Raw genomic sequence first — 25,280 nt, forward strand, 5'->3', positions numbered from 1 at the left:
TGCGCCCTGTTCACGACTTAGGACCACATTTCGCGAGGCACATCATGCAAGACATCCGCACCAACAAGCAGCGCCTGTGGGACAGCCTGATGGAGATGGGCGAGATCGGCGGCACCGACAAGGGCGGCTGCTGCCGCCTGGCGTTGACCGATCTCGACAAGCAGGGGCGCGACCTCTTCGTGCGCTGGTGCGAGGCGGCCGGCTGCACGATCAGCGTCGACAAGATGGGCAATATCTTCGCGCGTCGTGCCGGCCAGGACGACTCGCTGCCGCCGGTGGTCATGGGCAGCCACCTCGACACCCAGCCCACCGGCGGCAAGTTCGACGGCGTCTATGGCGTGCTCGCCGGGCTCGAGGTGATCCGCACCCTCAACGACCACGGCATCGAGACCCGGGCGCCCATCGAGGCCTCGGTCTGGACCAACGAGGAGGGATCCCGCTTCCCGCCGGCCATGGTCTCCTCCGGCGTCTTTGCCGGCGCCTTCGACCTGGAGTATGGCCTCAGCCGCGCCGACCTGGACGGCAAGACCATGGGCGAGGAACTGGCGCGTATCGGCTATGCCGGCAGCGACGAGGTCGGCGGCCGCCCCTTCAAGGCCTTCTTCGAGGCCCATATCGAACAGGGCCCGATCCTCGAGGCGGAGAACAAGCAGATCGGTGTCGTGACCGATGCCCAGGGGCAGCGCTGGTACGAGGTCACGCTGACCGGCCAGGAGTCCCATGCCGGCCCGACGCCCATGCCGACCCGCCGCGATGCCCTGGTGGGCGCCGCCCGCATCGTCGATATGGTCAACCGCATCGGCATGGAGAACCAGCCCAATGCCTGCGCCACGGTTGGCCTGATGCAGGTCTTCCCCAACTCGCGCAACGTCATTCCCGGCCAGGTGTTCTTCACCGTCGACTTCCGCCACCCCGATGCCGCGGTTCTCGAACGGATGGACCAGGCGCTGCGGGAAGGCGCCCGGCGCATCGTCGAGGACCTCCGGCTGGAGATGGACTTCGAGCAGATCTGGTACTCGCCGCCGGTGCCCTTCGACCGTGACTGCGTGGCCTCGGTCCGCAAGGCCACCGAGTCCCTCGGCCTCAGCCATCGGGAGATGGTCAGCGGCGCCGGCCACGACGCCTGCTACATCGCGCGGGTCGCGCCCACCTCGATGATCTTCGTGCCCTGCGAGGACGGGATCAGTCACAACGAGCTGGAGCGCGCCGATGCCGACGATCTGGCCGCCGGCTGCGATGTGCTGCTCAAGGCGGTGCTGGAACGCGCCAACGACTGAAGACGAGTCCCAAGGGACCCTGGAGAACAACAATGCGACTATCCGTCATGCGGGAGCGTCATCCTGGCGAAGCCAGGGTGGCCCTGACCCCCGCGAACGTCTCGGCCCTGGCCGACCGCGGCTGCCAGGTCTTCGTGGAAACCGGCGCCGGCGACGCCGCCGGCTTCACCAATGCCAGCTATCGCGAGGCGGGCGCCGAGATCCTCGAGACGCGGGCCCAGCTGCTGGACAAGGGCGAGATCATCCTCTGCGTCGATGCCTCCCACGCGGAAGGTCTGGCCGACCTGAGGGAGGGCCACGTCTGTATCGGCCTGATGGATCCGCTCAGCCAGTCCGACCGCTTCAGTGACCTGGCCAGGCGCGGCATCACGACCCTCGCGCTGGAGCTGGTGCCGCGAATCAGCCGCGCCCAGAGCATGGACGCACTCTCCTCGATCGCCACCCTCGCCGGCTACAAGGCCGTGCTGCTGGCCGCCGCCCAGGCGCCGCGCATCTTCCCGATGATGATGACCGCCGCCGGCACCCTGAATCCCTCCCGGGTCTTCATCATGGGCGCCGGGGTCGCCGGGCTGCAGGCCGCCGCGACGGCCAAGCGGCTGGGTGCCGTGGTGGAGGCCTACGACGTCCGCCCCGCGGCCCGGGAACAGATCCTTTCGGTGGGCGCCAAGCCCGTCGAGCTGGACCTGGACACCTCGGCCGCCGAGGGGCAGGGCGGGTACGCCAGCGAGCAGGATGATGCCTTCCTCGATCGTCAGCGCGCCCAGATGGGAGCGGTGCTGGCCCAGCAGGACGTGGTCATCACCACGGCGGCGATCCCCGGCGCCAAGGCGCCGGTGCTGATCACCGAGGAGATGGTCAAGGGCATGAAGGCCGGCGCCGTGATCGTCGATCTCGCCGCCGAACGCGGCGGCAACTGCGCGCTGAGCCAGCCGGGCGAGGTGGTCAGCGTCTATGGCGTCACCATCATCGGCCCGCGCAATCTCGTCGCCACCCTGCCCCACCATGCCAGCCAGATGTATGGCCGCAATCTCGAGAACCTGCTGCGCCACCTGCTGGATGACCAGGGGGACCTGTACCTGGACTTCGAGGACGAGATCCTCGACGAGACCGTGGTGACTCACGCGGGCGAGGTTCGCGCCACACGCATTCGCGAGCGCCTCTCCCTTCCCGTCAAGGCCAGCGAGGAGGTGGCGTAATGGACATGATCATCATGCAAGTGTCGCTGTTCGTGCTGGCCGTGATCCTGGGGGTCGAGCTGATCACCAAGGTCCCGGCCACCCTGCATACCCCGCTGATGTCAGGGAGCAACGCCATTTCCGGCATCACCCTGGTGGGGGCCCTGCTCGCCGCCGGGTCCGGGGAGGTCGGCGGCCTCTGGGTATCGGTGCTCGGCATGATTGCCGTGACCCTGGCCACCATCAACGTGGTGGGTGGGTTCATGGTCACCAACCGCATGCTGCGCATGTTCAGTCGGAGGGGCTAAGCCATGAGCCTGTCATTCGTGAATCTCTGCTACCTGCTCTCCGCCGTGCTGTTCATCGGCGGCATCAAGGGCCTGACGCGGCCGCGCACCGCGGTGCGCGGCAACCTGATGGCGGCCATCGGCATGCTGCTGGCCGTGGTGGTAACCCTGCTGGACCAGTCGATCCTCTCCTATGGCTGGATCCTCACCGGCGCCATCCTCGGGGCCACGATCGGCGTGCTGTTGGCCACCCGCATCCAGATGACCGCCATGCCGCAGATGGTGGCGCTGCTCAATGGTTTCGGTGGCGGTGCCTCCCTGGCCGTGGCCGTGGCCAGCTTCCTCTCCACCAACGGTCCGGTGGCCGCGTCCGGCATCGTCGGCCTCACGGCGATCGGCCTGACGGTACTGATCGGTGCCGTGACCCTGACGGGCAGCGCGGTGGCCTTCGGCAAGCTGCAGGAGCTGCTGCCCGGCAGCCCCATGGGCTTCAAGGGCATCACGCTGTTCAACGGCGTGCTGCTCGTCGCCGCACTGGCCATCGTCGCCAGCCTGGCCGCGGGGCATGGCGGCATCGGCCTCGTGCTGGTGCTGACCGCCATCGCCCTGGTCCTGGGGGTGACCCTGGTCGTACCCATCGGCGGGGCCGACATGCCGGTGGTCATCGCCCTGCTGAACTCCTACTCGGGCATCGCCGCCGCCGCCGCCGGCTTCATCATGGGCAACACCGTGCTGATCGTCTCCGGGGCCCTGGTGGGCGCCTCCGGCCTGATCCTGACCCGCATCATGTGCGTGGCCATGAACCGCTCCCTGGCCGGCGTGCTGTTCGGCTCGCTGTCCGAGGACGGCGGTGAGGCCATGGATGCCGACGAGGTCTATGCCGGCAAGGTCAAGTCCTCCTCGGCGGAGGAAGTCAGCATGCTGCTCGAAACCGCCCAGCGGGTGGTGATCGTCCCGGGCTTCGGCCTGGCCATGGCCCAGGCCCAGCACGCGGTCCGTGACCTGGCCGATACGCTGGAGCGCCGCGGGGCGGAGGTGATCTACGGACTGCACCCGGTGGCGGGACGCATGCCGGGACACATGAACGTGCTGCTCGCCGAGGCGGAAGTCGACTACGACAAGATGCAATCCATGGAGCAGATCAACCCGCACTTCGCCCAGACCGACGTGGTGATCGTGATTGGCGCCAACGACGTCACCAACCCCATGGCTCGCGAGGACAAGGGGAGTCCCATCTACGGCATGCCGATCCTCGACGTCGACCAGGCGCGCACCGTGGTGGTGGTCAAGCGCAGCCTCAGCCCTGGCTTTGCCGGCCTGCCCAATCCGCTGTTCGCCAAGGACAACACCCTGATGCTCTTCGGCGATGGCAAGCAGGCGATCCTCGACCTCACGGGGGCCCTCAACGAGGCCGCCTGAGACGAGTCGTCACACGTGCGGGGGCCTCGGCCCTCGCCTTCCTTCCGTGAACCTCCCATGCGGGATCCTTCACGACAATAACGACAAGAGACGCACCATGACGCACTGCAAGCGCGGTATCGCCATCGCCTGCCTGACGATCGCCGGTATCTCCTCGGCTCAGGCAGAGAAACTGTTCTCCGACTCGAGCATCTCGCTGTTGCACAGCGACCAGTACCAGGCCTTCGGCAGGGAGCAGCAGGAACAGACGTTCTTTACTTTCGAGAACGTGACGGCCCACGACTGGGGCGGCACCTTCTTCTTCGTCGACGTCAATCAGGGCCACGGCCGCTCCAGCGGCCAGGACGATGTCTACGGTGAATTCTCTCCCGCCCTCAGCCTGAGCTGGCTGAGCGGGCGCGACCTGGGCCTGGGGCCGATTCGCGACCTGTCGCTGGCGGCCACCTACGAGTTCGGCGGTGAGACCGACCTCAACAACTACCTTACCGGTATCAGCCTGGCGTGGGATGTTCCCGGCTTCCAGTACGTCAACACCACCTTCTACTACGTCAACAACAGCGAGGTCTCGGATGACCTCCAGCTGACGCTGACCTGGGGCTCGCCCTTCGAGATCGGGCCGGCTCGCTTCCTGTTCGATGGTTTCCTGGACTACTCCACCGGCGAGTCGGATCACGCGTCGGAGCTCAACTTCACGCCCCAGCTGAAACTCGATCTAGGCCACTTCAACGGCCATCCCGGGGTGCTCTACGCCGGCATCGAGTACGCCTACTGGCGCAACAAGTACGGCTTGCGCGATGAGGTCATGGACACCGAGAGTTCGGTCAGCGCGCTGGTCAAGTTCCACTTCTGAGCCACGGCGACTCGCCGAAAAAAGGCGGTGTCCCGAGGACACCGCCTTTTTCGTACGGTCATGTCTCATGCCATCAGGCCTGGCTAGGCGGCGCCTGCCAACCACTCAGGACTCACGCTCCAGCAGGCCCGTGCCCTTGAGAATCACATGGACCAGGAAATCGCCGGCTCGCTGGAAGTCCTCCTCGTCCAGGGTTTCCTTGTCCAGCGCCATCACGATCTGCGTGGAGAAGTCGGCGTAGGTCTGGGTGGATGCCCAGATGGTGAAGAACAGGTGTTCGGGATCGATAGGGTCCATCAGGCCCTCGGCGATCCAGCTTCTCACCAGTGCGATATCGGAATCGAGCTGCGGGAGCAGGTTGTTACGCATGTACTCCTGCAGGTGGGAGGCACCGCTGATGATCTCGTTGGCGAACACCTTGGAACCGTTGGGCCGGGAACGGGACATCTCCAGCTTGCCACGGATGTAGTTTTCGAGCATGGCTCGGGGGCTGTCGCCTTCCTGTTCGAGCAGGGCCATCTTCTCTATCCAGAGATCCAGGGTATTGCGGATCACCTGGTGGTAGAGGCTCTCCTTGGAGGGAAAGTAATAGAGCAGGTTCTGCTTGGAGAGGCCGGCCCGCTCGGCGATCGCCTCGAGAGAGACCCCATGGTAGCCCAGATGGGCGAAGGCCTCCTCGGCCGCGGCCAGGATCTTCGCCTCCTGGGCCTCACGGGCGGGCGATGGCTTTCTGGGTCGAGCCCTATGCTGGTGTTCAGTCATCCGGTGTCCAACTCCCTGTGCAGCGGCTCCATGGGCAAGAAGCCAACGCGCCCTCAAGCATGCCCCGTCCTGGGGCTGCTGACTCGTCGATTATGACCAATGCTACCATAGCCCCTCACTATCATTGGGGCGCAGCAGCGACGAAGGGCAACGGGACGGAAGACCGCAAGGAGCCATCAGGAAGGAGGGAAAGACCTACCGGAAGGGAGAAGCGACTGGCGGGGAGGCATCCCCGCCAGGGTAGGGACGATCAGCGTTCGACCGCCTGGGGCTCGTGGAGGGCGCGCTGCTTGGCCATGGCCTCGAACACCGGGGCAAAGGGCGGACGGTGCAGGTAGCGACCGGCCCCCCGCTCGGCCCTCAGCTCGCCGTTGCACCAGACGATGCGGCCATGGCTGAGCGTGTGGGAGGGAATACCGGTGACGGTACGGCCCTCGAAGATGTTGAAGTCCACGTTCATGTGATGGGTCTCGGCGGAGATGGTACGGGAGCCTTGCGGATCCCAGACCACGATATCCGCATCCGCCCCCACCGAGATGCTGCCCTTGCGCGGGTAGAGGTTGAACAGCTTGGCGGTGTTCGTCGAGGTGACGGCGACGAACTCGCTGGGCGTCAAACGCCCCTTGTTGACGCCTTCGTCCCAGAGGATCGCCAGGCGGTCCTCGACGCCGGCCGTGCCGTTGGGGATCTTGGTGAAGTCGTCGCGACCCGCCGCCTTCTGCTCGGTACAGAAGCAGCAGTGGTCGGTGGCCGTCGTCTGCAGGTTACCGCCCTGCAGCCCCTGCCAGAGCGCCTCCTGGTGCTCCTTGGGACGGAAGGGGGGGCTCATGACATGGGCGGCGGCAAAGTCGAAATCCTTGCTGCGATAGACACTGTCATCGATGGTCAGGTGACCCGCCAGCACCTCGCCATAGACGCGCTGGCCGGAGGTTCTCGCCCGGGTGATGGCATCCAGGGATTCCTTGCAGGACACATGGACCAGGTAGATCGGGACATCCATGGCGCGGGCGACCTGGATAGCGCGATTCGCCGCCTCGCCCTCGACCAGCGGGGGGCGTGACAGGGGATGGGCCTCCGGGCCGGTGATGCCCTTCTCCAGCATCTCCTGCTGCAGCTGGTAGACGAGCTCTCCGTTCTCGGCATGCACGGTGGGCATCGCGCCGAGCTCGACCGAGCGCCGGAAGCTTTTCACCAGCGTCTCGTCGTCGGCCATGATGGCGTTCTTGTAGGCCATGAAGTGCTTGAAACTGTTGACCCCATGGTCGCGCACCAGGGTCCCCATGTCCTCGCGGACCGAGTCGTCCCACCAGGTGATGGCCACGTGGAAGCTATAGTCGGCGGCGGCTTTCTCGGCCCACTCTCGCCACTGCTCGTAGGCTTCCATCAGCCGCTGTCCCGGCTTGGGGATGACGAAGTCGATGATGCTGGTGGTGCCGCCGGCGAGGGCGGCAGCGGTACCGGTATAGAAGTCGTCGCTCGCCACGGTCCCCATGAAGGGGAACTGCATGTGGGTGTGAGGATCGATGCCGCCCGGCATCACGTACTGCCCGGCGGCGTCGATCACCTCGGCCGAGGCCGGCACGGTGAGATCCTCTCCGATGGCGGAGATCCGGCCATCCTCGCAATAGACATCGGCCCGGAAGCTGTGGTCGGCGGTGACGACGGTGCCACCCTTGATCAGAACGGACATATGCTTCTCCTTGTTATTAGAAGGCTGGGTGAGGGTCACGACGTGGCACTGACCACGGCGGGGCGACTCAGTCGCATGAGCGTCAGGTAGACCGTGGCGCCGACGGCCACCCCGACGAACCAGGCATAGTTGTAGAGCGTGGAGAACAGGCTCGGCACGCTATCGATCAGACCGGCGGCGGACAGGAAGCCCGGCAGGTTGGGAAGCACGGCGATACCGAAGGCCAGGAAGGCGTTCGGGTTCCAGCCGTTGCGGTAGCTGTAGCAACCGTTGTTCTTGAACAGATCATCGGCGGACAGCTCGGTCTTTCGCAGCAGCAGGTAGTCCGCCAGCATGATGCCGGCCAGCGGGCCCAGCAGCGCGGAGTAACCGATCAGCCAGGTGAAGATGTAGGCGCCGGTCGATTCCAGCAGCTTCCAGGGCATGATGGCGATACCCAGTCCGGCGGTGATGTACCCCCCCATCTTGAAGGAGATCTTGCCCGGGCTGAGGTTGGAGAAACCATTGGCCGGCGCCACGACATTGGCGGCCAGGTTGGTCGTTACCGTCGCGATCAACAGGGCCACCAGGGCGATGATGACCGCGAACCCACCCATGCGCTCGGTGATGGCGACCGGATCCCACAGCGCCTCGCCGTAGATCACCACGGTAGCGGAAGCCACGGCAACGGCGATGAAGGCCAGCAGCGCCATGGGGATCGGCAGGCCCACTGCCTGGCCGATGAACTGGTGCTTCTGGTCCTTGGCGAAGCGGGTGAAGTCCGGAATGTTCAGTGCCAGGGTGGCCCAGAACCCCACCATGGCGGTCAAGCCCGGCCAGAACACCTGCCAGAACTCCCCCTCCCGGGCTCCACCCTCGACGAACTGGGACGGCGTGGACAGCATGGGACCGAGACCGCCAGCCTTCACCACGGCCCAGACCAGCAGGCCCAGCGACATGGCGATCAGGAAGGGAGCGGCATAGGTCTCGAGGGCGCGGATCGATTCCGTGCCGTTGGCGATGAAGTAGACATGCATGGCCCAGCACGCCAGGAAGGAAAGGAACTGGGCCATGTCGATCCCCAGACCGGGAATCGGCTCTCCGACCAGCGCATGATCGGTGAGGATATTGAGAATGACATAGATGGCCGAGCCGCCGACCCACGTCTGGATGCCGAACCAGCCACAGCCCACGACCCCGCGCATCATGGCCGCCAGTTTCGCGCCGGAAGTGCCGAAGGAGGCGCGCAGCAACACCGGGAAGGGAATGCCGTGCTTGGTACCGGCATGCCCGATCAGCAGCATGGGGGCCAGCACGATCAGGTTGCCGAGGAACACGGTCAGGACCGCCTGCCACCACGACATCCCCTCGGGCACGAGACTCGCCGCCAGCATGTAGGCCGGCACGCAGACCACCATGGCGACCCAGAGACCGGCGATGTTCTGCCAGTTCCAGGTTCGCTGTGAACTCTCCACGGGAGCCAGGTCGGCGTTCCACAGATCGGGACAGTACTCGCTACGGCGATCGGCCACCCCACCGACCACCGTCTCTTCGCTTGTATGGTTCATCGTGTCTTACCCATAGAGTTGTTGTTGTATTCCTGGGGCAATCCAGGCTTGGACGTCATGTGACGACACCTAGATACATGAACGATCCGGTGTCTATTGCTCGATCAATTCGTCATAGGACTCCGGACGCCGATCACGGAAGAATTGCCAGCCGTTTCTCACTTCACGAATCAGGTCCAGATCGATCTCGTGCACCAGGAGTTCATCCTGATCCTCGCTGGCCTGTGCCTCGATCTTTCCCAGCGGATTGACGATGTAGCTCGAGCCGTAGAATTCACCCATCTGCTCATCCCAGGGCGCTTCTCTTCCGACGCGGTTGATCGCCCCGATGAACACGCCATTGGCGGCCGCGGAGGCGGGCTGCTCCAGCTCCCAGAGGTAACGGCTCTTGCCCGACACCGTGGCCGAAGGATTGACAATGTATTCGGCACCGTTCAGGGCAAGCGCTCGCCATCCCTCCGGAAAATGTCGGTCATAGCAGATGTAGACGCCGAGCTTGCAATAGGCCGTGTCGAAGACCGGATAGCCACTATTGCCCGGTTTGAAATAGAGCTTCTCCCAGAAGCCCGGTGCCGTATCGGGGATATGGTTCTTGCGATATTTGCCCAGGTAGGAGCCATCGGCATCGATGACGGCCGCGGTGTTGTAATAGACACCGGTGATATCTTCCTCGTAGATCGGCACCACGATCACCATCTGATGCTTTTTCGCATATTCCTGCATCAGTCGAGTGGTCGGCCCCTCGGGAATTCGCTCCGCGGCGTCGTACCATTTCCTGTCCTGGCTAGGGCAGAAATAAGGCTGGGTAAAGACTTCCTGAAAACACAGGACCTGGACGCCCTGCTGGCCGGCCGCATCGATCAACGGAAGATGAGCCTCGATCATCCGCTCCGTGATCTGCTCGGGACGCATCGAGGCGTCGCCCTTGAGGCCCATCTGGATCAGGCCGCACTTCAACTTTCGCATTTGGATACCCTCTTGTTCTTATGAGCCTTACCTTATCCATCCGGATCATTTCTCTCTAACTGACCCAGGGTATTATTAGGAAAACATCATCCTCATATTGATACATGAGCAACCAGGAGATGATGAAGGGAGACGGCACCCCGTCCGGACAAGAGAGCAGGCTTATCCTTGCGACTCCAAGCTCGGTAGCAAGCTCATTAGTCAATGAAAGACAGGACGTTATCGCCTGACTACCTCGACCCTTACCTCGCCACACCATCTTTTACCACTTGGTAAAGGTAAGAGCCGATTTTCGGCGGGTCAAGGACAAATTTTCCCAAAAGGTAAAACTCTTCCGAGGTGCCCCAACATGGCAATGGGATCGTCGGCGTCGCACCATGGTGAGGCAGGACCCGGCACATTCATTGATGCGTTACAGCGCAATGGCCGGGCGACTGAACACGGGATCAGCGGGCGCTTTCCCCTCCCACCCGCAGTCCGAGCTCCTCGAGATAGCTCTCCAGCACCAGGTTGGGCGGGGCTCCCTTGCGGGTGATGGCGCTGTAGCGGGTGACGTAGCGGTAGGTCTCGGGCTTGAGGGCGCGCATCCTGCCATCGCGCACCCAGCGCTCGGCGACATGGGTCGGCAGGTAGCCGATATAGCGCCCGGTGAGGATCAGAAAGGCGATGCCCTCGCGATCCGTGGCCGAGGCAGTCGCCATGAGCGACTCGTGCTGGGCCTTGATCTCCGGACTCTGGGCATAGGCCGGCGTCACGGCATCGCTGCCCGCCAGCTCCTCCTCCGTCACGGTCCCGGCATCGAACAGCGCATGGCCACGGGCGCAGTAGAGCTGTGACGTCTCCTCGTAGAGCGAGAGGTAATGCAGCCCGGGCAGGGTCTTGATGGCGGGCACCACCCCGGTGTGCAGGCGGCCATCCAGCACGCCGAGCTCGATGTCATGGGGCGGAATCATGCGGATGTTGATGCGTACCCCGGGGCCGCGCGACTTCAGGGCGCTGAGCGCATCGGTGATGTGCATCTCCGGCATGGTCACCAGGTTGTCGGTGATGCCGATGTTGAGCTCCCCCTTGAGCCAGGCGTGAAGGCTGTTGACGCGGGTGCGAAACCCCTCCGTCGCCGCCAGCAGCTGCAGCGTGGCCTCATAGACCTCGGCGCCCTCGTCGGTCAGGGCGAAACCGCTGCGCCCCCGCTGGCAGAGGCGCAGGGCCAGGCGCGTCTCCAGGTCATTCATCGCCATGCTGATGGCGGCGCGGCTGATATTGAGCTCCACCTCGGCGGCGGAGAAGCCACCGCACTCCACGACCTTGCGATAGATTCTCAGCAGCCGAAGGTCCGCATCGCTGAGCTGTCCCGTCAGGGCCTCCTTGCGACGTGCCATTGCCTCTCCCTCGCGGTGATGTGTCTCCCGAGACTATGCCGGGCACGGCGAAAAGTTAACTCAACGCTTACATGAGATTAAACAAGCCTGGATTTAACTTAGCTCGACCCTGAGCCACGCTTTCCCCATACAGCCGCCAACAAGACGATGACAACAAGAGGGTGCTGCCATGTCAGATCGTTCTCCCCAGCAGACCGCGGGCCTGACCGCCGAGCAGCTGGATGCCTACTGGATGCCCTACTCCGGCAACCGCCAGTTCAAGCGCGACCCGCGGATCATCATCGGCGCCGAGGGCAGCTACTACACCGCGGCCGACGGCCGCCGGATCTACGACGGCCTCTCGGGCCTCTGGACCTGCGGCGCCGGCCACTGCCGTCCGGAGATCGCCGAGGCGGTGTCCCGACAGCTGCGCGAGCTGGACTACGCGCCGGCCTTCCAGTACGGCCACCCCAAGGCCTTCGAACTGGCCCACCGCATTCGCGAGCTGACCCCGAAGGGACTCGATTACGTCTTCTTCACCGGTTCCGGCTCCGAGAGCGCCGACACCTCGCTGAAGATCGCCCGCGCCTACTGGCGCAAGAAGGGCAAGCCCACTAAGACCAAGCTGATCGGCCGCGCCAAGGGCTATCACGGCGTCAACTTCGGCGGCATCAGCCTGGGCGGCATCGGCGCCAACCGCATGATGTTCGGCCAGGGCATCGATGCCGACCACCTGCCCCATACCCTGCTTCCGGAGAACGCCTTCACCCGCGGCATGCCCGAGCGCGGCGCCGAGCGGGCCGACGAGTTGCTGGAGCTGATCGCCCTGCACGACGCCTCCAACATCGCCGCGGTGATCGTCGAACCCATGGCCGGCTCGGCCGGGGTGATTCCGCCGCCGGTGGGCTACCTCAAGCGGCTGCGCGAGATCTGCGATGCCAACGACATCCTGATGATCTTCGACGAGGTGATCACCGGCTTCGGGCGCATGGGGTCGATGACCGGCGCCGAGGAGTTCGGCGTGGTCCCGGACATCATGAACGTCGCCAAGCAGCTGACCAACGGAGCAGTGCCCATGGGCGGGGTCATCGTGAAGGGCGAGATCTACCACACCTTCATGGAGCAGGGCGGCCCCGACTACATGATGGAGCTGCCCCACGGCTACACCTACTCGGGCCACCCAGTGGCCTGTGCCGCGGCCCTGGCCGCCCTGGGCGTGCTCGAGAACGAGCGCCTGATCGAGCGCGTGCGGGAGATGGCACCGATCTTCGAGAACGCCCTGCACTCGCTGCGGAGCGACCCCAAGGCCAGCCGCTACATCACCGACATCCGCAACTATGGCCTCGCCGGCGCCCTGCAGATCGCGCCCTACCCCGGCGAGCCGGCCCGCCGCCCCTTCGAGATCGCCATGAAGTGCTGGGAGAAGGGCTTCTACGTGCGCTACGGCGGCGACACCATCCAGCTCGGCCTGCCCTTCATCGTCGAGCGCGAGGAGATCGACCGGCTGATCAACGCCCTGGGCGACGCCCTCGGCGAGCTGGACTGACGCCTTGTCTGCGCCCCTCGTCGAAGCGGAGTGGGCGCACTCGGCAACAAGACGCCGCGAGGGCGCTGTGAACCCTTCCCTGGGCGCTACTTTTGCCATCCCTGGCAAAAGACCCTCGCTCTGTCTTGTTCCCGATGCTCGTTATCGCAGGCTCACCGCATCAACACCCGATATCTATCTCTGGAGAGAACCAACATGACCACCCTTGGCCACCTGATCAACGGTACCCGCGTCGACGCCGACGGGCGCACCCAGGACATCTTCAATCCCTCCACCGGCGAGGTCGGAGGCCAGGTCGGCCTGGCCAGCCAGGCCACCGTCGAGGCGGCGATCGCCGCCGCCCAGGCCGCCTTCCCGGCCTGGCGCGACACGCCGCCCGCCAAGCGGGCTCGCGTCATGTACCGCTTCAAGGCGCTGCTGGAGCAGCACGCCGACGAGATCTGCCGGCTGATCGGCCAGGAGCACGGCAAGATCGTCCACGACGCCCAGGGCGAACTCGCGCGCGGCATCGAGAACGTCGAGTACGCCTGTGGCGCCCCGGAGCTGCTCAAGGGCGAGCACAGCCGGAACACCGGCCCCGGCATCGACTCCTGGAGCGAGTTCCAGCCCCTCGGCGTGGTCGCCGGCATCACGCCGTTCAACTTCCCGGCCATGGTGCCCCTGTGGATGTATCCCATGGCCATCGCCTGCGGCAACACCTTCGTGCTGAAGCCCTCCGAGCGCGATCCCACTTCGGCACTGTTCATCGCCGAGCTGGCGCTGGAGGCCGGCCTGCCCGCCGGGGTGCTGAACGTGGTCAACGGCGACAAGGAGGCCGTCGATACCCTGCTCGACGACGAGCGCGTGAAGGCCGTGAGCTTCGTCGGCTCCACGCCGATCGCCGAGACCATCTACAGCCGCGCCAGCGCCAACGGCAAGCGCTGCCAGGCGCTGGGCGGCGCCAAGAACCACGCCATCGTGATGCCCGATGCCGACATGGACAACGTGGTCAGCTCGCTGACCGGGGCGGCCTTCGGCTCCTCCGGCGAGCGCTGCATGGCACTCTCCGTAGCGGTGGCGGTGGGCGACGCTGCCGCCGACACCCTGATCACCAAGATGCAGGAACAGATGAAGACCCTGAAGGTCGGCCCCTTCCATGACGACGAGAACGACTTCGGCCCGGTGATCACCAAGACCCACCAGGAGAAGGTGTGCGGCTACATCGACAGCGCCGAGGCCCAGGGCGCCGAGATCGTGGTCGACGGTCGCGGCGTGCAGGTGCCGGGCCACGAGCACGGCTTCTACGTGGGCGGCACTCTGATCGACCGCGTGACTCCGGACATGACCTGCTACCTCGAGGAGATCTTCGGCCCGGTGCTGCTGGTGGTGCGGGTCGAGACCATGGAAGAGGCCATGCGGCTGATCGACGAGCACGAGTACGGCAACGGCACCTGCATCTACACCCGCGACGGCGAAGCGGCCCGCTACTTCAGCGACCGCATCCAGGTGGGCATGGTGGGGATCAACGTGCCGCTGCCGGTGCCGGTCTCCTACCACAGCTTCGGCGGCTGGAAGCGCTCGCTGTTCGGCGACCTCGCCGCCTACGGCCCGGACGCCGTGCGCTTCTACACCAAGCGCAAGACCGTCACCCAGCGCTGGCCGTCGGCCGGCATCCGCGAGGGGGCCCAGTTCTCCTTCCCCTCCTGATGCCCTGACCGGCAGCAGACGACCCCCGCCTCTCCACAGCCGAACCGGGCCTCCCGGTTCGGCTGTTGACGTTGGAAACCAACCGGCATCTCGCCTCCCTCGCCCGACCTAGAGCGCCAGACCGTCGTGGGCGAAGTGGACGCCGGGGGGCAGCGGCGTGGTCGCCTCCAGCCGTTCGGCATCCAGGTCGTGGCCGATATGGGTCAGGTAGGCGCAGGGCACCGCGAGCCGTTCGAGGATCTGAAGCGCCAGGGGCAGGTTGTTGTGGTTGCGCGGAGCGGCGTGGGCGGCGGGATGGGTGGCGTCGAGCACCACCACGTCAGGCCGCCAGTCGCGCAGGAAGCGCTCGGTCTCGGCGGGCAGTCCCAGGGTGTCGGTGAGGTAGGCGAGCCGCCGGTCGCCGTCGTCCAGGCAGTAGCCCAGGGTCGGCTTGCTGTGGTTGAGCGGCACCGGGGTGACCGTCAGGCCCTCGAGCGCGAGCGGCCGGAACGGCTTGAGCCCGGGCCGGAAATCGAGCACGCCGGGGTTGCGGTAGAGGTCCGCGCAGCCGTGGGCATCCTTGGGACCGTAGACCGGAATCGGCTCGCCGGTGCCCCAGCGCAGGTGGAAGAGCCCCTGCACGTGGTCGGCATGGTAGTGGGTGACCAGGATCGCCGCGGGCCGCTCGGCCTCGCAGCTGTCGGCCAGGTCGGTGCGCCCGGCGTCGAGCAGGATGCGTCGGCCGTCGAGGCGCACCTCGGCGCAGCAGGCGCCGCGCCGGTGGCTGGTCAGCACCCGGGCCCGGGCGCAGGCCGGGCAGTCGCAGCCGAAGCGCGGCACCTGGGCACTGTCGCCGGTGCCGACGAAGCGGAACTTCATGCCCGGCACTCCTCGCTCAGCCGCGCGCGCAGCGCCGCCAGGGTCTCGGTCAGGGCGCCGCCATTGTCGACCCGGGCCACCTCGGGCAGCGCGGCGGCGAGCTCGCGGTGGCGCGCCAGGCGGGCCGCGATCTGCGCCTCGTCCTCGCGCCCGCGCCGGCGCAGCCGCTCGGCGATCACCGCCTCGGGGGCGGTGACCAGCATCGGGTATAGCGCCTCACCGAAGCGCGCCCGGGCGGCGGGCAGGGCCCGGCGGCTGCCGTTGACCAGCACCGTCTGGCCCCGGGCCAGCCAGGCCTCGAGCTCGAGGCCGAGGCCGTAGTCGAGCCCGTGGGCCTGCCAGGTCAGGCAGAAGAGCCCCAGGCGCCGCCGCGAGGCGAACTCCTCCGGGGTCAGCGCCACGCCGTTCTCGCTGCCGCCGCTGTCGCGGGTCACGTAGCGGTGGGCCACCAGCCAGTCGGGATGGCGGGCCCGGGCGGCGTCGAGCAGCGAATCCTTGCCGACGCCGCTGGCCCCCATCAGGTAGACCAGGCGGCCCATCAGTGCACCTGCCTGCCGCGGCTCCACACCCGCTGCACCAGGGGGTGGCCGTCCACCAACCGCGTGCGCAAAAGATCGGCGCGCAGCCCCTCGGCCAGCCGGCCGCGATCCTCGAGGCCCACCGCGGCGGCGGGGGTGCTCGTCGCGGTGGCCACGGCGCGGGGCAGCGAGTAGCCCCCCTCCATCTCGGCGACCCGGAACACCGCGTCGAGCAGCGCCGCCGGGTAGTAGTCCGAGGAGAGGATGTCGAGCACGCCCAGGCGCACCAGCTCGGCGGCGGCGATATTGCCGGAATGCGACCCCCCTCTCACCACGTTGGGCGCGCCCATCATCACCGCCATGGCGTGGCGGTGGGAGGCCTCGGCGGCCTCGCGGGTGGTCGGGAACTCCGCCACCCGGGTGCCGTACTCGCGGCTCTCCGCCACGTGGGCGATGGTGGCGTCGTCGTGGCTCGCCAGCGCCAGGCCGCGGGTGCGGCAGCGCTCGGCGATCAGCCGGCGGTGCTCGGCGCTGTAGCGCTCGCTGTTGGAAAGCTGGGTGGCGATGAAGGCCTCCAGCGCCCGGTCGTCGAGTCCGTGCTTGCCCTGGTAGTAGGTGCGGTAGGCGTCGAGGCTGACGAACTGGCGCTGGCCCGGGGCGTGATCCATCAGCGAGACCAGCCCCAGCAGCGGCGCGTCGGCGAGCTCATCGAAGCGCGTCAGGGTCTCGGGGTGGCAGACCTCGCAGCGCAGGTGCAGGCGGTGATCGACTCGAGCCAGGCCGTCGTCGACGATGCCGGAGAGCGCCCCGACCATCTCGTGCAGGGCGCCGTGGCGCATGCTCTGCTCGTCGACGTCGCCGATCGAGACCGCGTCGAACACCGTGGTGATGCCGCTGGCGGCCATCTGGGCGTCATGGGCGAGCGCCGCCTGGCGGCTCGGCCAGGCCACCTTGGGGCGCGGCTGGAAGTACTTCTCCATGTTGTCGGTGTGCAGCTCGACGAGCCCCGGCAGCAGGAAGTCGCCGTCGCAGTCGATGGCACCGGGCGCGCGGCTCGGCGCCGCGTCGAGGCCGGCGATCAGGCCGTCGCGCATCACCAGGCTGCCGGTGATCACCTCGTCGTCGAGCACCAGGCGGGCGTTGGTCAGGATCTGTTCGTTGGCACTCATCAGGGCGTCTCCTGAGGATCGGATTCGGCGGCCCGGGTGCGCGCCGACATGTGGCGGTCCAGCGGCAGCAGGCGGTCGGCGACCCGCTCTCGCACGTCGTCGTCGTGGAAGATGCCGAGCATGGCGGTGCCGCGGGCCTTGGCCTCCTGGATCATCGCCACCACCACGTCGCGGTTCGCGGCGTCGAGCGAGGCGGTGGGCTCGTCGAGCAGCAGCAGCGGGTGCTCGCCGATGAAGCCCCGGGCGATGTTGACGCGCTGCTGCTCGCCGCCGGAGAAGGTGCCCGGGGGCAGCGACCAGAGCCGCTCGGGCAGGTTGAGCCGCTCAAGCAGCGTCTCGGCCTTCGCCCGTGCCTCGCTGGCGTCAGCGCCGCGGGCCAGCAGCGGCTCCATCACCACCTCCACGGCGGGCACCCGGGGCACCACGCGCAGGAACTGGCTGACGTAGCCGATCACGTCGCGGCGCAGCGGGTGCCAGGCGTGGGCCGGCAGCGACTCGAGTGCCAGCTCGCCGTCATCGAAGTGCAGGCGCAGGCGGCCGCCGGAGACCCGGTAGCTGCCGTGCAGCATCTTCAGCAGGGTGCTCTTGCCGATGCCGCTGCGCCCGGCCAGCACCAGGCACTCGCCCGGCGACAGGGTCAGCGAGAGGTCGCGCATCACCTCCAGGCGCAGGCCGTCCTGGCCGTGCAGCACGAAGGTCTTGTCGAGGGATTCGACGCTCAGGAAGGGTTGGGTCATCACGGTCATCTCGGGCTCCTCAGGGCGTCAACACCGACGACACCAGCAGCTGCGTGTAGGCGTGCTGCGGGTCGTCGAGGATCTGGTCGGTCAGGCCGGCTTCCACCACCCGGCCGCGGCGCATCACCATCAGCCGGTCGGCGAGCAGCCGGGCGACGGCCAGGTCGTGGGTGACCAGCACCACCGAGAGGCCGAGCTCGCGCACCAGGGTGCGCAGCATGTCGAGCAGCCGCGCCTGCACCGAGACGTCCAGCCCGCCGGTGGGCTCGTCCATGAACACCAGCCGCGGCCGGGTGACCAGGGTGCGGGCGATCTGCAGGCGCTGCTGCATGCCGCCGGAGAAGTGCTGGGGGGCGTCGTCGATGCGGCCCGGATCGAGCTCGACGCGGCCCATCCAGTCCTGGCCGGCGGCGCGCAGCTGACCGTAGTGGCGCTCGCCCAGGGCCATCAGCCGCTCGCCGATGTTGGCGCCGGCGGAGACGCCCAGGCGCAGGCCGTCGCGGGGATTCTGGTGGACCAGGCCCCACTCCATGCGCAGCAGCGCCCGGCGGCGCGCCTCGCCGATGGCGTAGAGGTCGAGCTCGCCCTCATGCGCGTGGTAGACGACCCGGCCGGCGTCGGGGGCCTCCATGCCGCAAAGGGTGCGCAGCAGGGTCGACTTGCCGGAGCCGGACTCGCCGACGATGCCCAGCACCTCGCCGCTGCGCAGCGCGAAGTCGATGCCCTCACAGCCCTTGCCGGGGCCATAGAGGCGGGTGAGGTCGCGCGCCTCGAGCAGGGTGGGACGATCGAGCTGGGGGCACTTCATGCCACCTCCTCCTGACGGTTCTGGCAGTAGTCGGTATCCGAGCAGACGAACATGCGCCCGCCGCGGTCGTCGGTGATCACCTCGTCGAGGAAGCTGTCCCGGGCGCCGCACAGCGCGCAGGGGGCGTCCCACTCCTGGATCTCGAAGGGGTGGTCCTCGAAATCCAGGCTCTCCACCCGGGTGTGCGGCGGGATGGCGTAGAGGCGCTTCTCGCGGCCAGCGCCGAACAGCATCAGCGCCTCACTCATGTGCAGCTTGGGGTTGTCGAACTTGGGGATCGGCGAGGGATCGGTCACGTAGCGGCCGTCGACCTTCACCGGGTAGGCGTAGGTGGTGGCGATATGACCGTGGCGGGCGATGTCCTCGTAGAGCTTGACGTGCATGACCCCGTACTCCTCCAGGGCGTGCATCATCCGCGTCTCCTCCTCGCTGGGCTCGATGAAGCGCAGCGGCTCGGGGATCGGCACCTGAAAGACCAGGATCTGCCCGGCGGCGAGCGGCGTCTCGGGGATGCGGTGGCGGGTCTGGATGACGTTGGCGTCGGCGGTGGCGGTGGTGGTCTCCACCCCGGCCACCCGCTCGAAGAAGGCGCGGATGCTCACCGCGTTGGTGGTGTCGTCGGCGCCCTGGTCGATCACCTTGAGCACGTCCTCCTCGCCAAGGATGCTGGCGGTGAGCTGCATGCCACCAGTGCCCCAGCCGTAGGGCATGGGCATCTCGCGGCCGCCGAAGGGGACCTGGTAGCCGGGGATCGCCACCGCCTTGAGCAGGCCGCGACGGATCATGCGCTTGGTCTGCTCGTCGAGGTAGGCGAAGTTGTAGCCGTTCATGCCTGGGGCTCCTCTGCGGGCGTCTCGGCGGGGGCGCTGGGTGCACTCTCGTGGCGCGCGACGTGGTCGCGGCGCAGCCGGCGCAGCAGCTCCAGCTCGGACTGGAAGTCGACGTAGTGGGGCAGCTTGAGATGGGAGACGAAGCCCGAGGCCTCGACGCTGTCGGCATGCGCCAGCACGAACTCGGCCTGCTGGGCCGGGCCCTGGACCGGCTCGCCGAGCTCCTCGGCGCGCAGCGCCCGGTCGACCAGCGCCATGGCCATGCCCTTGCGCTCGTTGCGCCCGAAGGCCAGGCCGTAGCCGCGGGTGAACTGGGGCGCGGCCTCCCGGGAGCCGCCGAACTGGTTGATCATCTGGCACTCGCTGAGGGTGATCTCGCCGAGGCAGACCGGCGCCTCGCGCTCCTCGACCACGATCTCCACCTCCACGGCGCCGATGCGGATCTCGCCGGCGAAGGGGTGGTTGCGGCCGTAGCCGCGCTGGGTGGAGTAGCCCAGCGCCAGCAGATAGCCCTCGTCGCCCCGGGCCAGCATCTGCAGGCGGGTGGCGCGATCCACCGGGAAGTCGGGCGGGTCGCGGGTGATGTCGTAGGGCGCGGCGCCGTCGTCCACCTCGCGCTCGACCAGCCCCTCGTCGTCGAGCAGCTCGAGGATCTGCGGGCAGGCCTCCAGGGCCTGCTCGGCCCGGGCGGGCTCGGGGGTCTCGCCCTCGGCCAGCTGCATGAAGTCGAGCAGCCGATGGGTGTAGTCATAGGTCGGCCCGAGCACCTGGCCGCCGGGGATGTCCTTGTAGGTGGCGCTGATGCGCCGCTCGACGCGCATGGCATCGGTGTCGACGGGCACGGTCTCGGCCAGGCGCGGCAGGGTGGTGCGGTAGGCGCGCAGCAGGAACACCGCCTCCACCAGGTCGCCGCTGGCCTGCTTGAGGGCCAGGGCGGCGAGCTCGGGATCGTAGAGCGAGGCCTCGGCCATCACCCGGTCCACGGCCAGGTTGAGCTGGCCGGCGATCTGGTCGACCGAGAGCTCGGGCCGGTCGCGCTCGCCGCGGCGGCGATCCGCCAGCCAGCGGTGGGCGTTGGCGATGGCCTGCTCGCCGCCCTTCACTGCGACATACATGCGCTGTCCTCCTGTGGCTGACCGAGGGCCTGGGCCTCGAGTCGGGTGCTGCGGGGAATCGCCGCCAGGCGCTCGCCGCAGGTGAGAATGGCGTCCAGGCCTCGGGGGAAGCGGGCCCGGTTGGCGGCCAGGCGCCGCATCAGCGGCGCCGCCGCGCCGACCTCCAGGGTGCGGGTGCCGGGGATGCCGGGCCCGGCGAGCCGCCAGGGGCCCTCCTCGGCGAGGGCGTCGAGCACCACCAGCAGGGTGGTGCTGCGATCGGGGTAGGCGTCGCTGCCCTCGGCGAAGGCCGGGGCAGGTGCGCTCAGGCTCGCCGGGGTGACCAGGGCGAAGTCGGCCTCCTCGGGGGCCGCGGTGACCCGACAGCCGGTATGGAAGCCGAGCGCATCGATGAGCCCGCCGGCCTCGAGGCCCGGGGCGATCCACAGCCGGGTCTCGAGGTCGCACAGCGCCAGCAGGGTGCCCCAGAGGGCGGCGCCGATGGCGGCGTCATCGGGCACCGCGGGCGCCTCGGCGACCTGCAGGGTGCCGGGCTCGGCCATGGCGGCGAGCACCCGGCGGAACTGGCGTTGGCCGTCGTGGACGGGATCGGGGAAGGCCTTCCAGCGCATCGTCATTCGCCTCTTACCAGGGTGAAGAAGTCCACGCGGGTCGCCGCCGCCGTGCGCGAGGCCGCCTCGCGGCCCTCGGCCAGCGACGCGGCCAGCGGGTCGATCAGCTCGACGTCGATGCGCGCGGCCCAATCGGGGCGCTGGGCGCAGGCGTCGACCAGGGCGATCAGCTCGGCGTGGCGGTGGTCGCGGCCGGCCACCCAGCCGTGGCCCATCGCCTCGTCGTCGTCCAGCGCCACGCTGGCGCGGCTCAGGGTCATCTCGCCGAGATTGAAGGCGTTGCCGGTGCCGCCCATGCGGCCGCGCACCATCGCCATACCTGTCTCGGGGCCGCGCACGCAGCGGTAGTCGGCGGCGAGGGCCAGTTCGGCCCAGCGCGCCTCGAGGCGCTCGCGGGGCGTCAACGCGAGGACGCGCTGGCGCTCGGCCGGGGTCCGTCGGGAGGGCGTCTGCTTCATGAAAAAACCTCGTCGGGGGTCATCGAAGAAGGGGGAGCGTCGAAGTCGATGTGGTAGGCCAGGCGGTCGGCCCGGGCGCGGCCCTCCGAGACCTCCACCAGGGCGCCCTGGGCATCGACGTTGTCGCTGGTCAGCGCCAGCAACGGCGCGCGATGGGCGCACTGCAGCAGCCGGCTGTCGTCGGGGTCGGCGGCGAGCGCCTCGATGCGCACCCGACGACGGCTCAGGTGCAGGCCGTAGTGCTGGGCGAGCAGCGCCCGAGTGGAGCCGCCGCGGTAGCGCTCGCTGAAGCCCGGCACCCGGTCCGGATCGAACCAGTGGCGAATCCGCAGCAGCGGGGCGTCGTCGACGTGGCGCAGCGTCTCCACGCAGAGCAGGGGCTCGCCGGGGGCCCGCGCGAAGCGCCGGGCGATCGCCTCGGGCGCCTCGCGCAGGCCCTGGGCGAGGCAGCGGGTCTCGCTGGCCAGGCCCTGCTCGGCGAGGTTGTGGGTGACCTTGCTGCCGGCGGTGAGGGCGTAGTCCAGGCGGCGGTCGACCACCTGGGTGCCGCGCCCCTGGTGGCGGGTGACCATGCCGGCGGCGACCAGCTCGTCCAGGGCCCGGCGCACGGTGTGGCGATTGACGGCGAAGCGCCGGGCCAGCTGCGCCTCGCCGGGCAGCAGCTCGCCGGGGGCATAGTCGGCACGCACCTCCCGGGCCAGGGTCTCGGCCAGGGTGCGGTAGCGGGGCTCGCGGACGACTTGTCTAGACATGTCGGCTCCTGGAAAAAAGCGCTTCAGATGAAGCGCTTGCGTACGAACTGGGAGGCCATGTCGAGCAGCGTCACGGCGACGATGATCACCAGCATGATGGTGGCCGTCTCGGCGTACTGGAAACCGCGCATGGTCTCCCACAGCGCCACGCCGATGCCGCCACCGCCGACCATGCCGAGCACGGTGGCCGAGCGGATGTTGGACTCGAAGCGGTAGAGGCTCACCGAGATCCATAGCGGCAGCACCTGGGGGATCAGCCCGAAGACGATCTCCTCGATGCGCCCCGCCCCGGTGACGCGGATGCCCTCCATGGGGCCGGCCTCGCTGGCCTCGACGGCCTCGGAGAAGAGCTTGGCGAGCACGCCGGTGGTGTGGACGAACAGCGCCAGGGTGCCGGCGAAGGGGCCGAGGCCGACCGCCACCACGAAGAGCATGGCGAAGACCAGCTCGTTGATGGCGCGGCAGGCGTCCATCAGCCGGCGCACGGGCTGGTGGACCCACCAGGGGGTGAGGTTCTCCGACGACAGCAGGCTGGCCGGGATGGCCACCAGCACGGCCAGCAGGGTGCCCCAGATGGCGATCTGGATGGTCACCATCATCTGGTCGACGTAGTGGCCGAGGTTGCCGAACTGCAGCGGGAAGAAGTCGCCGACCAGCTCGCCCATGTTGTCGGCGTTGGTGACCAGCAGCGAGGGCTGCATCTCGGCGCCCTGCCAGGCCCAGGAGAGCACTCCCAGGGTGATGGCCCAGCCCAGCAGGGTGGTCCAGCCACGCTTGCCGGCCGCGGCGTCGCTCAGGGTGGAGGTGTGATGCATGACGCGTTGCTCCAGGGGGAGGGCACCGCCCTCCCCGGTTCCGGTGGATCGGCTCAGCTGGCCTGGGCGTGGGTGGCGTCGGCCTTGGCGGCCTCGGCCGCCTCGAGGCGCGCGTTCAGCTCGTCGAGGCGAGCGTCGAACTCGGCCAGGGCGGCCTCACGCTCCTCGGCGGAGAGGCTCTCGTCGGCGGCCACCTGGGCGCGCTCCTTGAACAGCTCGAGCTGGCGGATCGGCAGCAGCTGGTCGTTGGTCGAGGGGTCGAAGCCGGACCACTGCAGGGCCTCGAGGATCGCCTGCTCGCCCTCGCTCTCGCCGTAGGCGTAGAAGAAGTCGCGCAGCTCGCCCTTGAGTGCCTCGGGGAGGTTCTCGCGCCACACCAGCGGGTCGGAGGGGATCAGCGGCGACTTCCAGATCACCTTGAGCTGCTCGGCCTTGTCCGGGTGCACCTGCTCCAGGCGCTCCATGCTCTCGGTGTTGAAGGTGGCGACGTCGACCTGGCCGTTGGCCACCGAGAGGGCGTTGGTCTCGTGGCTGGAGTTCAGGGTGCGCTCGAAGGCCGTGGCGGCATCGACGCCGTTCTGGGCGAAGACGTAGTAGCCCGGCACCAGGAAGCCGGAGGTGGAGTTCGGGTCGCCGTTGCCGAAGATCAGCTCGTCGGCGTTGGCCAGGACGTCGTCGACGCTCTCGAGGTCGCTGTCCCGGTGAGTGATCATCAGGCTCCAGTAGCCCGGCGCGCCGTTGGCGGCCACGGTCTGGGCGAAGATCTCGCCGCCGGCACGGTCCACGGCCTCCATGGCGGACTTGTTGCCGTACCAGGCCAGGTCGATCTGGTCGAAGCGCATGGCCTGGATCACCGCCGCGTAGTCGGTGGCGAAGAAGGGCTCGACCTCGCGATCCAGCGCCTCGGAGAGGTCGTCGAGAAAGGGATCCCACAGCGGCGTCTGGTTCTGGCTCGACTCGGTGGAGATGATGCCGAACTTCAGCGGCGCCTCGGCGGCGACGAAGGGGCTGGCCAGCAGGGTCGCGCCGGCGATCAGCGGCAGGGACAGGCGGCGCAGGGACGGGAATGACATGGGAGTTCTCCTCGGGTGGTGAAGCCTGGCGAAAGTCAGCCCAGGGCGCCGACGGGCGCCGTGAGGTCGACAGAGGGGGTGCGCGCCTTGAGCTCGTCGAGCCCGGCGTTCTCGTAGAGGGCGGTGAGTCGGGTGTCGGTGAGCGCCTCGATGGGGCCATCGAAGTAGAGGCGGCCATCCTTGAGGGCGATGGCGCGCCGGCAGAAGCACCGCGCGACCTCGACCTGGTGCAGGGTGATCACCACGGTGCGGCCGTCCTCCTCGTTGATGCGCGCGAGGATCTGCATCACCTCCTGGGCGCTGCGCGGGTCCAGCGAGGCGATGGGCTCGTCGGCGAGGATCACGTCGGCGTCCTGCATCAGTACCCGGGCGATCGCCACCCGCTGCATCTGGCCGCCGGAGAGGGTGTTGGCGCGCTGGTCGGCCAGCGCCTCGATGCCGACCCGAGCCAGGGCGCGGCGCGCCATGGCCCGCTCCTCCTCGGTGAAGCGCCCGAGCAGGGCGCGGCCACGGGGCATCGAGCCCAGGCGTCCCACCAGCACGTTGGTGAGCACGCTCAGCCGCCCCACCAGGTTGAACTGCTGGAAGATGTAGCCGGTGCGGCAGCGTTCGGGGCGGGTGGCCCGCGCCAGCCGGCCGCCGGCCTGGACCTCGCGCCCCTGCAGGCGGACGCGGCCGCCGTGGCGGTCGCCCCGGGTCAGGCCGATCAGGTGACGCAGCAGGGTGGACTTGCCGGAGCCGGAGGGCCCGATCAGGGCGACCATCTCGCCGGGGTGGATCTCGAAGTCGATGTCGCGCAGCACCGCATGCTGCCCGAAGGTCTTGCTCAGTCGCTCGACGATGATGCTGGGAATCGACATGACGCCTCTCCTCTTGGAATGGCATCAGTGTCGCGGCGGCAGATGAAGGCCACTTGTCTAGACAATGGCAGTCTGGTGACAATTTCGACCGCCCGCGCCGGCACCGGGGCCGG

25 protein-coding genes are annotated in these 25,280 nt (G+C 68.0%); 7 read left to right on the top strand and 18 right to left on the bottom strand.

The features are described 5' to 3' along the window. The first annotated feature begins 44 nt into the window (after window positions 1–44). The 5 genes from C9F13_RS14530 to C9F13_RS14550 all read left to right on the top strand — a co-directional run bounded on the left by C9F13_RS14530 (window position 45) and on the right by C9F13_RS14550 (window position 5,008). A complete protein-coding gene (locus tag C9F13_RS14530; RefSeq protein WP_108446992.1) occupies window positions 45–1,277 on the top strand; it encodes a Zn-dependent hydrolase in 1,233 nt (410 codons plus the stop codon). A 32-nt stretch (window positions 1,278–1,309) separates the two neighbouring features. Next, window positions 1,310–2,473 carry a Re/Si-specific NAD(P)(+) transhydrogenase subunit alpha gene (locus tag C9F13_RS14535; protein WP_108446993.1) on the top strand — a complete coding sequence of 388 codons (1,164 nt, stop codon included), beginning with the start codon at window positions 1,310–1,312 and terminating at the stop codon, window positions 2,471–2,473. Continuing rightward, window positions 2,473–2,760 carry an NAD(P) transhydrogenase subunit alpha part 2 gene (locus C9F13_RS14540; RefSeq protein WP_108446994.1) on the top strand — a complete coding sequence of 96 codons (288 nt, stop codon included), beginning with the start codon at window positions 2,473–2,475 and terminating at the stop codon, window positions 2,758–2,760. Before C9F13_RS14535 ends, C9F13_RS14540 begins: the two co-directional genes overlap by 1 nt. Before the next feature lie 3 nt (window positions 2,761–2,763). After that, window positions 2,764–4,158, top strand: a complete 1,395-nt coding sequence (locus C9F13_RS14545) for an NAD(P)(+) transhydrogenase (Re/Si-specific) subunit beta (RefSeq protein ID WP_108446995.1) — start codon at window positions 2,764–2,766, stop codon at window positions 4,156–4,158. A 97-nt stretch (window positions 4,159–4,255) separates the two neighbouring features. Next, a complete protein-coding gene (locus C9F13_RS14550) occupies window positions 4,256–5,008 on the top strand; it encodes an outer membrane protein OmpK (protein ID WP_108446996.1) in 753 nt (250 codons plus the stop codon). A 105-nt stretch (window positions 5,009–5,113) separates the two neighbouring features. On the opposite strand, the gene C9F13_RS14555 is transcribed toward C9F13_RS14550, so the two are convergent. The 5 genes from C9F13_RS14555 to C9F13_RS14575 form a co-directional block, all read right to left on the bottom strand. Beyond that, window positions 5,114–5,770: a TetR family transcriptional regulator C-terminal domain-containing protein gene (locus C9F13_RS14555; RefSeq protein ID WP_108446997.1), complete on the bottom strand. Its 657-nt coding sequence runs from the start codon at window positions 5,768–5,770 to the stop codon at window positions 5,114–5,116. 250 nt (window positions 5,771–6,020) lie between these two features. Continuing rightward, window positions 6,021–7,460, bottom strand: a complete 1,440-nt coding sequence (gene hydA / locus C9F13_RS14560; protein ID WP_108446998.1) for a dihydropyrimidinase — start codon at window positions 7,458–7,460, stop codon at window positions 6,021–6,023. Window positions 7,461–7,495: 35 nt separating this feature from the next. Then, the gene (locus C9F13_RS14565; protein ID WP_108446999.1) at window positions 7,496–9,007 is read right to left on the bottom strand and encodes an NCS1 family nucleobase:cation symporter-1; all 1,512 of its coding nucleotides are present in this window, start codon (window positions 9,005–9,007) and stop codon (window positions 7,496–7,498) included. A gap of 93 nt (window positions 9,008–9,100) precedes the next feature. Next, window positions 9,101–9,973 carry a nitrilase-related carbon-nitrogen hydrolase gene (locus C9F13_RS14570; protein WP_108447000.1) on the bottom strand — a complete coding sequence of 291 codons (873 nt, stop codon included), beginning with the start codon at window positions 9,971–9,973 and terminating at the stop codon, window positions 9,101–9,103. Between the two features lie 446 nt (window positions 9,974–10,419). Further along, the gene (locus tag C9F13_RS14575) at window positions 10,420–11,352 is read right to left on the bottom strand and encodes a LysR family transcriptional regulator (RefSeq protein WP_108447001.1); all 933 of its coding nucleotides are present in this window, start codon (window positions 11,350–11,352) and stop codon (window positions 10,420–10,422) included. Between the two features lie 169 nt (window positions 11,353–11,521). Here C9F13_RS14575 and aptA point away from each other — a divergent pair, with 169 nt between their 5' ends. Continuing rightward, the gene (aptA, locus tag C9F13_RS14580) at window positions 11,522–12,877 is read left to right on the top strand and encodes an omega-aminotransferase AptA (RefSeq protein WP_108447002.1); all 1,356 of its coding nucleotides are present in this window, start codon (window positions 11,522–11,524) and stop codon (window positions 12,875–12,877) included. A 195-nt stretch (window positions 12,878–13,072) separates the two neighbouring features. Then, on the top strand, window positions 13,073–14,563 hold the full coding sequence (locus C9F13_RS14585) for a CoA-acylating methylmalonate-semialdehyde dehydrogenase (protein WP_108447003.1): 1,491 nt from the start codon (window positions 13,073–13,075) through the stop codon (window positions 14,561–14,563). A gap of 108 nt (window positions 14,564–14,671) precedes the next feature. On the opposite strand, the gene phnP is transcribed toward C9F13_RS14585, so the two are convergent. Genes phnP through phnC form a run of 13 tightly spaced genes read right to left on the bottom strand, consistent with a single transcriptional unit; the run spans window position 14,672 to window position 25,167 of the window. After that, window positions 14,672–15,421 carry a phosphonate metabolism protein PhnP gene (gene phnP, locus C9F13_RS14590; protein ID WP_108447004.1) on the bottom strand — a complete coding sequence of 250 codons (750 nt, stop codon included), beginning with the start codon at window positions 15,419–15,421 and terminating at the stop codon, window positions 14,672–14,674. Next, complete coding sequence (gene phnN, locus C9F13_RS14595; RefSeq protein ID WP_108447005.1) at window positions 15,418–15,960, bottom strand: ribose 1,5-bisphosphokinase; 543 nt, start codon at window positions 15,958–15,960, stop codon at window positions 15,418–15,420. The genes phnP and phnN overlap by 4 nt, the downstream gene beginning before the upstream one ends. Next, a complete protein-coding gene (locus tag C9F13_RS14600; RefSeq protein WP_108447006.1) occupies window positions 15,960–17,108 on the bottom strand; it encodes an alpha-D-ribose 1-methylphosphonate 5-triphosphate diphosphatase in 1,149 nt (382 codons plus the stop codon). The genes phnN and C9F13_RS14600 overlap by 1 nt, the downstream gene beginning before the upstream one ends. Then, window positions 17,108–17,854 carry a phosphonate C-P lyase system protein PhnL gene (gene phnL / locus C9F13_RS14605; protein WP_245888795.1) on the bottom strand — a complete coding sequence of 249 codons (747 nt, stop codon included), beginning with the start codon at window positions 17,852–17,854 and terminating at the stop codon, window positions 17,108–17,110. Before phnL ends, C9F13_RS14600 begins: the two co-directional genes overlap by 1 nt. Before the next feature lie 10 nt (window positions 17,855–17,864). Continuing rightward, on the bottom strand, window positions 17,865–18,653 hold the full coding sequence (phnK, locus tag C9F13_RS14610) for a phosphonate C-P lyase system protein PhnK (protein WP_108447007.1): 789 nt from the start codon (window positions 18,651–18,653) through the stop codon (window positions 17,865–17,867). Then, the gene (locus C9F13_RS14615) at window positions 18,650–19,483 is read right to left on the bottom strand and encodes an alpha-D-ribose 1-methylphosphonate 5-phosphate C-P-lyase PhnJ (RefSeq protein WP_108447008.1); all 834 of its coding nucleotides are present in this window, start codon (window positions 19,481–19,483) and stop codon (window positions 18,650–18,652) included. Before C9F13_RS14615 ends, phnK begins: the two co-directional genes overlap by 4 nt. Further along, on the bottom strand, window positions 19,480–20,598 hold the full coding sequence (locus C9F13_RS14620) for a carbon-phosphorus lyase complex subunit (RefSeq protein ID WP_108447009.1): 1,119 nt from the start codon (window positions 20,596–20,598) through the stop codon (window positions 19,480–19,482). The genes C9F13_RS14615 and C9F13_RS14620 overlap by 4 nt, the downstream gene beginning before the upstream one ends. After that, the gene (phnH, locus tag C9F13_RS14625) at window positions 20,583–21,215 is read right to left on the bottom strand and encodes a phosphonate C-P lyase system protein PhnH (protein ID WP_245888796.1); all 633 of its coding nucleotides are present in this window, start codon (window positions 21,213–21,215) and stop codon (window positions 20,583–20,585) included. The genes C9F13_RS14620 and phnH overlap by 16 nt, the downstream gene beginning before the upstream one ends. Beyond that, window positions 21,212–21,667, bottom strand: coding sequence for a phosphonate C-P lyase system protein PhnG (phnG, locus tag C9F13_RS14630; RefSeq protein ID WP_108447011.1), 456 nt, complete (start codon window positions 21,665–21,667; stop codon window positions 21,212–21,214). Before phnG ends, phnH begins: the two co-directional genes overlap by 4 nt. After that, window positions 21,664–22,419: a phosphonate metabolism transcriptional regulator PhnF gene (gene phnF, locus C9F13_RS14635; protein ID WP_108447012.1), complete on the bottom strand. Its 756-nt coding sequence runs from the start codon at window positions 22,417–22,419 to the stop codon at window positions 21,664–21,666. The genes phnG and phnF overlap by 4 nt, the downstream gene beginning before the upstream one ends. A gap of 23 nt (window positions 22,420–22,442) precedes the next feature. Next, window positions 22,443–23,234, bottom strand: a complete 792-nt coding sequence (gene phnE, locus C9F13_RS14640) for a phosphonate ABC transporter, permease protein PhnE (RefSeq protein ID WP_108447013.1) — start codon at window positions 23,232–23,234, stop codon at window positions 22,443–22,445. Window positions 23,235–23,287: 53 nt separating this feature from the next. Beyond that, window positions 23,288–24,307, bottom strand: a complete 1,020-nt coding sequence (gene phnD, locus C9F13_RS14645; protein WP_108447014.1) for a phosphonate ABC transporter substrate-binding protein — start codon at window positions 24,305–24,307, stop codon at window positions 23,288–23,290. A 35-nt stretch (window positions 24,308–24,342) separates the two neighbouring features. Then, a complete protein-coding gene (gene phnC / locus C9F13_RS14650) occupies window positions 24,343–25,167 on the bottom strand; it encodes a phosphonate ABC transporter ATP-binding protein (protein ID WP_108447015.1) in 825 nt (274 codons plus the stop codon). Between the last annotated feature and the right edge of the window lie 113 nt (window positions 25,168–25,280).

Source organism: Halomonas denitrificans (assembly GCF_003056305.1).
Taxonomy (GTDB): domain Bacteria; phylum Pseudomonadota; class Gammaproteobacteria; order Pseudomonadales; family Halomonadaceae; genus Halomonas; species Halomonas denitrificans.

What these genes read in the sequence shown, in the direction of transcription:
- C9F13_RS14530 (WP_108446992.1), top strand. Translation starts at nt 45, where the DNA reads ATGCAAGACATCCGCACCAACAAGCAGCGCCTGTGGGACAGCCTGATG.
- C9F13_RS14535 (WP_108446993.1), top strand. Translation starts at nt 1,310, where the DNA reads ATGCGACTATCCGTCATGCGGGAGCGTCATCCTGGCGAAGCCAGGGTG.
- C9F13_RS14540 (WP_108446994.1), top strand. Translation starts at nt 2,473, where the DNA reads ATGGACATGATCATCATGCAAGTGTCGCTGTTCGTGCTGGCCGTGATC.
- C9F13_RS14545 (WP_108446995.1), top strand. Translation starts at nt 2,764, where the DNA reads ATGAGCCTGTCATTCGTGAATCTCTGCTACCTGCTCTCCGCCGTGCTG.
- C9F13_RS14550 (WP_108446996.1), top strand. Translation starts at nt 4,256, where the DNA reads ATGACGCACTGCAAGCGCGGTATCGCCATCGCCTGCCTGACGATCGCC.
- C9F13_RS14555 (WP_108446997.1), bottom strand. Translation starts at nt 5,770, where the DNA reads ATGACTGAACACCAGCATAGGGCTCGACCCAGAAAGCCATCGCCCGCC.
- hydA (WP_108446998.1), bottom strand. Translation starts at nt 7,460, where the DNA reads ATGTCCGTTCTGATCAAGGGTGGCACCGTCGTCACCGCCGACCACAGC.
- C9F13_RS14565 (WP_108446999.1), bottom strand. Translation starts at nt 9,007, where the DNA reads ATGAACCATACAAGCGAAGAGACGGTGGTCGGTGGGGTGGCCGATCGC.
- C9F13_RS14570 (WP_108447000.1), bottom strand. Translation starts at nt 9,973, where the DNA reads ATGCGAAAGTTGAAGTGCGGCCTGATCCAGATGGGCCTCAAGGGCGAC.
- C9F13_RS14575 (WP_108447001.1), bottom strand. Translation starts at nt 11,352, where the DNA reads ATGGCACGTCGCAAGGAGGCCCTGACGGGACAGCTCAGCGATGCGGAC.
- aptA (WP_108447002.1), top strand. Translation starts at nt 11,522, where the DNA reads ATGTCAGATCGTTCTCCCCAGCAGACCGCGGGCCTGACCGCCGAGCAG.
- C9F13_RS14585 (WP_108447003.1), top strand. Translation starts at nt 13,073, where the DNA reads ATGACCACCCTTGGCCACCTGATCAACGGTACCCGCGTCGACGCCGAC.
- phnP (WP_108447004.1), bottom strand. Translation starts at nt 15,421, where the DNA reads ATGAAGTTCCGCTTCGTCGGCACCGGCGACAGTGCCCAGGTGCCGCGC.
- phnN (WP_108447005.1), bottom strand. Translation starts at nt 15,960, where the DNA reads ATGGGCCGCCTGGTCTACCTGATGGGGGCCAGCGGCGTCGGCAAGGAT.
- C9F13_RS14600 (WP_108447006.1), bottom strand. Translation starts at nt 17,108, where the DNA reads ATGAGTGCCAACGAACAGATCCTGACCAACGCCCGCCTGGTGCTCGAC.
- phnL (WP_245888795.1), bottom strand. Translation starts at nt 17,854, where the DNA reads ATGACCGTGATGACCCAACCCTTCCTGAGCGTCGAATCCCTCGACAAG.
- phnK (WP_108447007.1), bottom strand. Translation starts at nt 18,653, where the DNA reads ATGAAGTGCCCCCAGCTCGATCGTCCCACCCTGCTCGAGGCGCGCGAC.
- C9F13_RS14615 (WP_108447008.1), bottom strand. Translation starts at nt 19,483, where the DNA reads ATGAACGGCTACAACTTCGCCTACCTCGACGAGCAGACCAAGCGCATG.
- C9F13_RS14620 (WP_108447009.1), bottom strand. Translation starts at nt 20,598, where the DNA reads ATGTATGTCGCAGTGAAGGGCGGCGAGCAGGCCATCGCCAACGCCCAC.
- phnH (WP_245888796.1), bottom strand. Translation starts at nt 21,215, where the DNA reads ATGACGATGCGCTGGAAGGCCTTCCCCGATCCCGTCCACGACGGCCAA.
- phnG (WP_108447011.1), bottom strand. Translation starts at nt 21,667, where the DNA reads ATGAAGCAGACGCCCTCCCGACGGACCCCGGCCGAGCGCCAGCGCGTC.
- phnF (WP_108447012.1), bottom strand. Translation starts at nt 22,419, where the DNA reads ATGTCTAGACAAGTCGTCCGCGAGCCCCGCTACCGCACCCTGGCCGAG.
- phnE (WP_108447013.1), bottom strand. Translation starts at nt 23,234, where the DNA reads ATGCATCACACCTCCACCCTGAGCGACGCCGCGGCCGGCAAGCGTGGC.
- phnD (WP_108447014.1), bottom strand. Translation starts at nt 24,307, where the DNA reads ATGTCATTCCCGTCCCTGCGCCGCCTGTCCCTGCCGCTGATCGCCGGC.
- phnC (WP_108447015.1), bottom strand. Translation starts at nt 25,167, where the DNA reads ATGTCGATTCCCAGCATCATCGTCGAGCGACTGAGCAAGACCTTCGGG.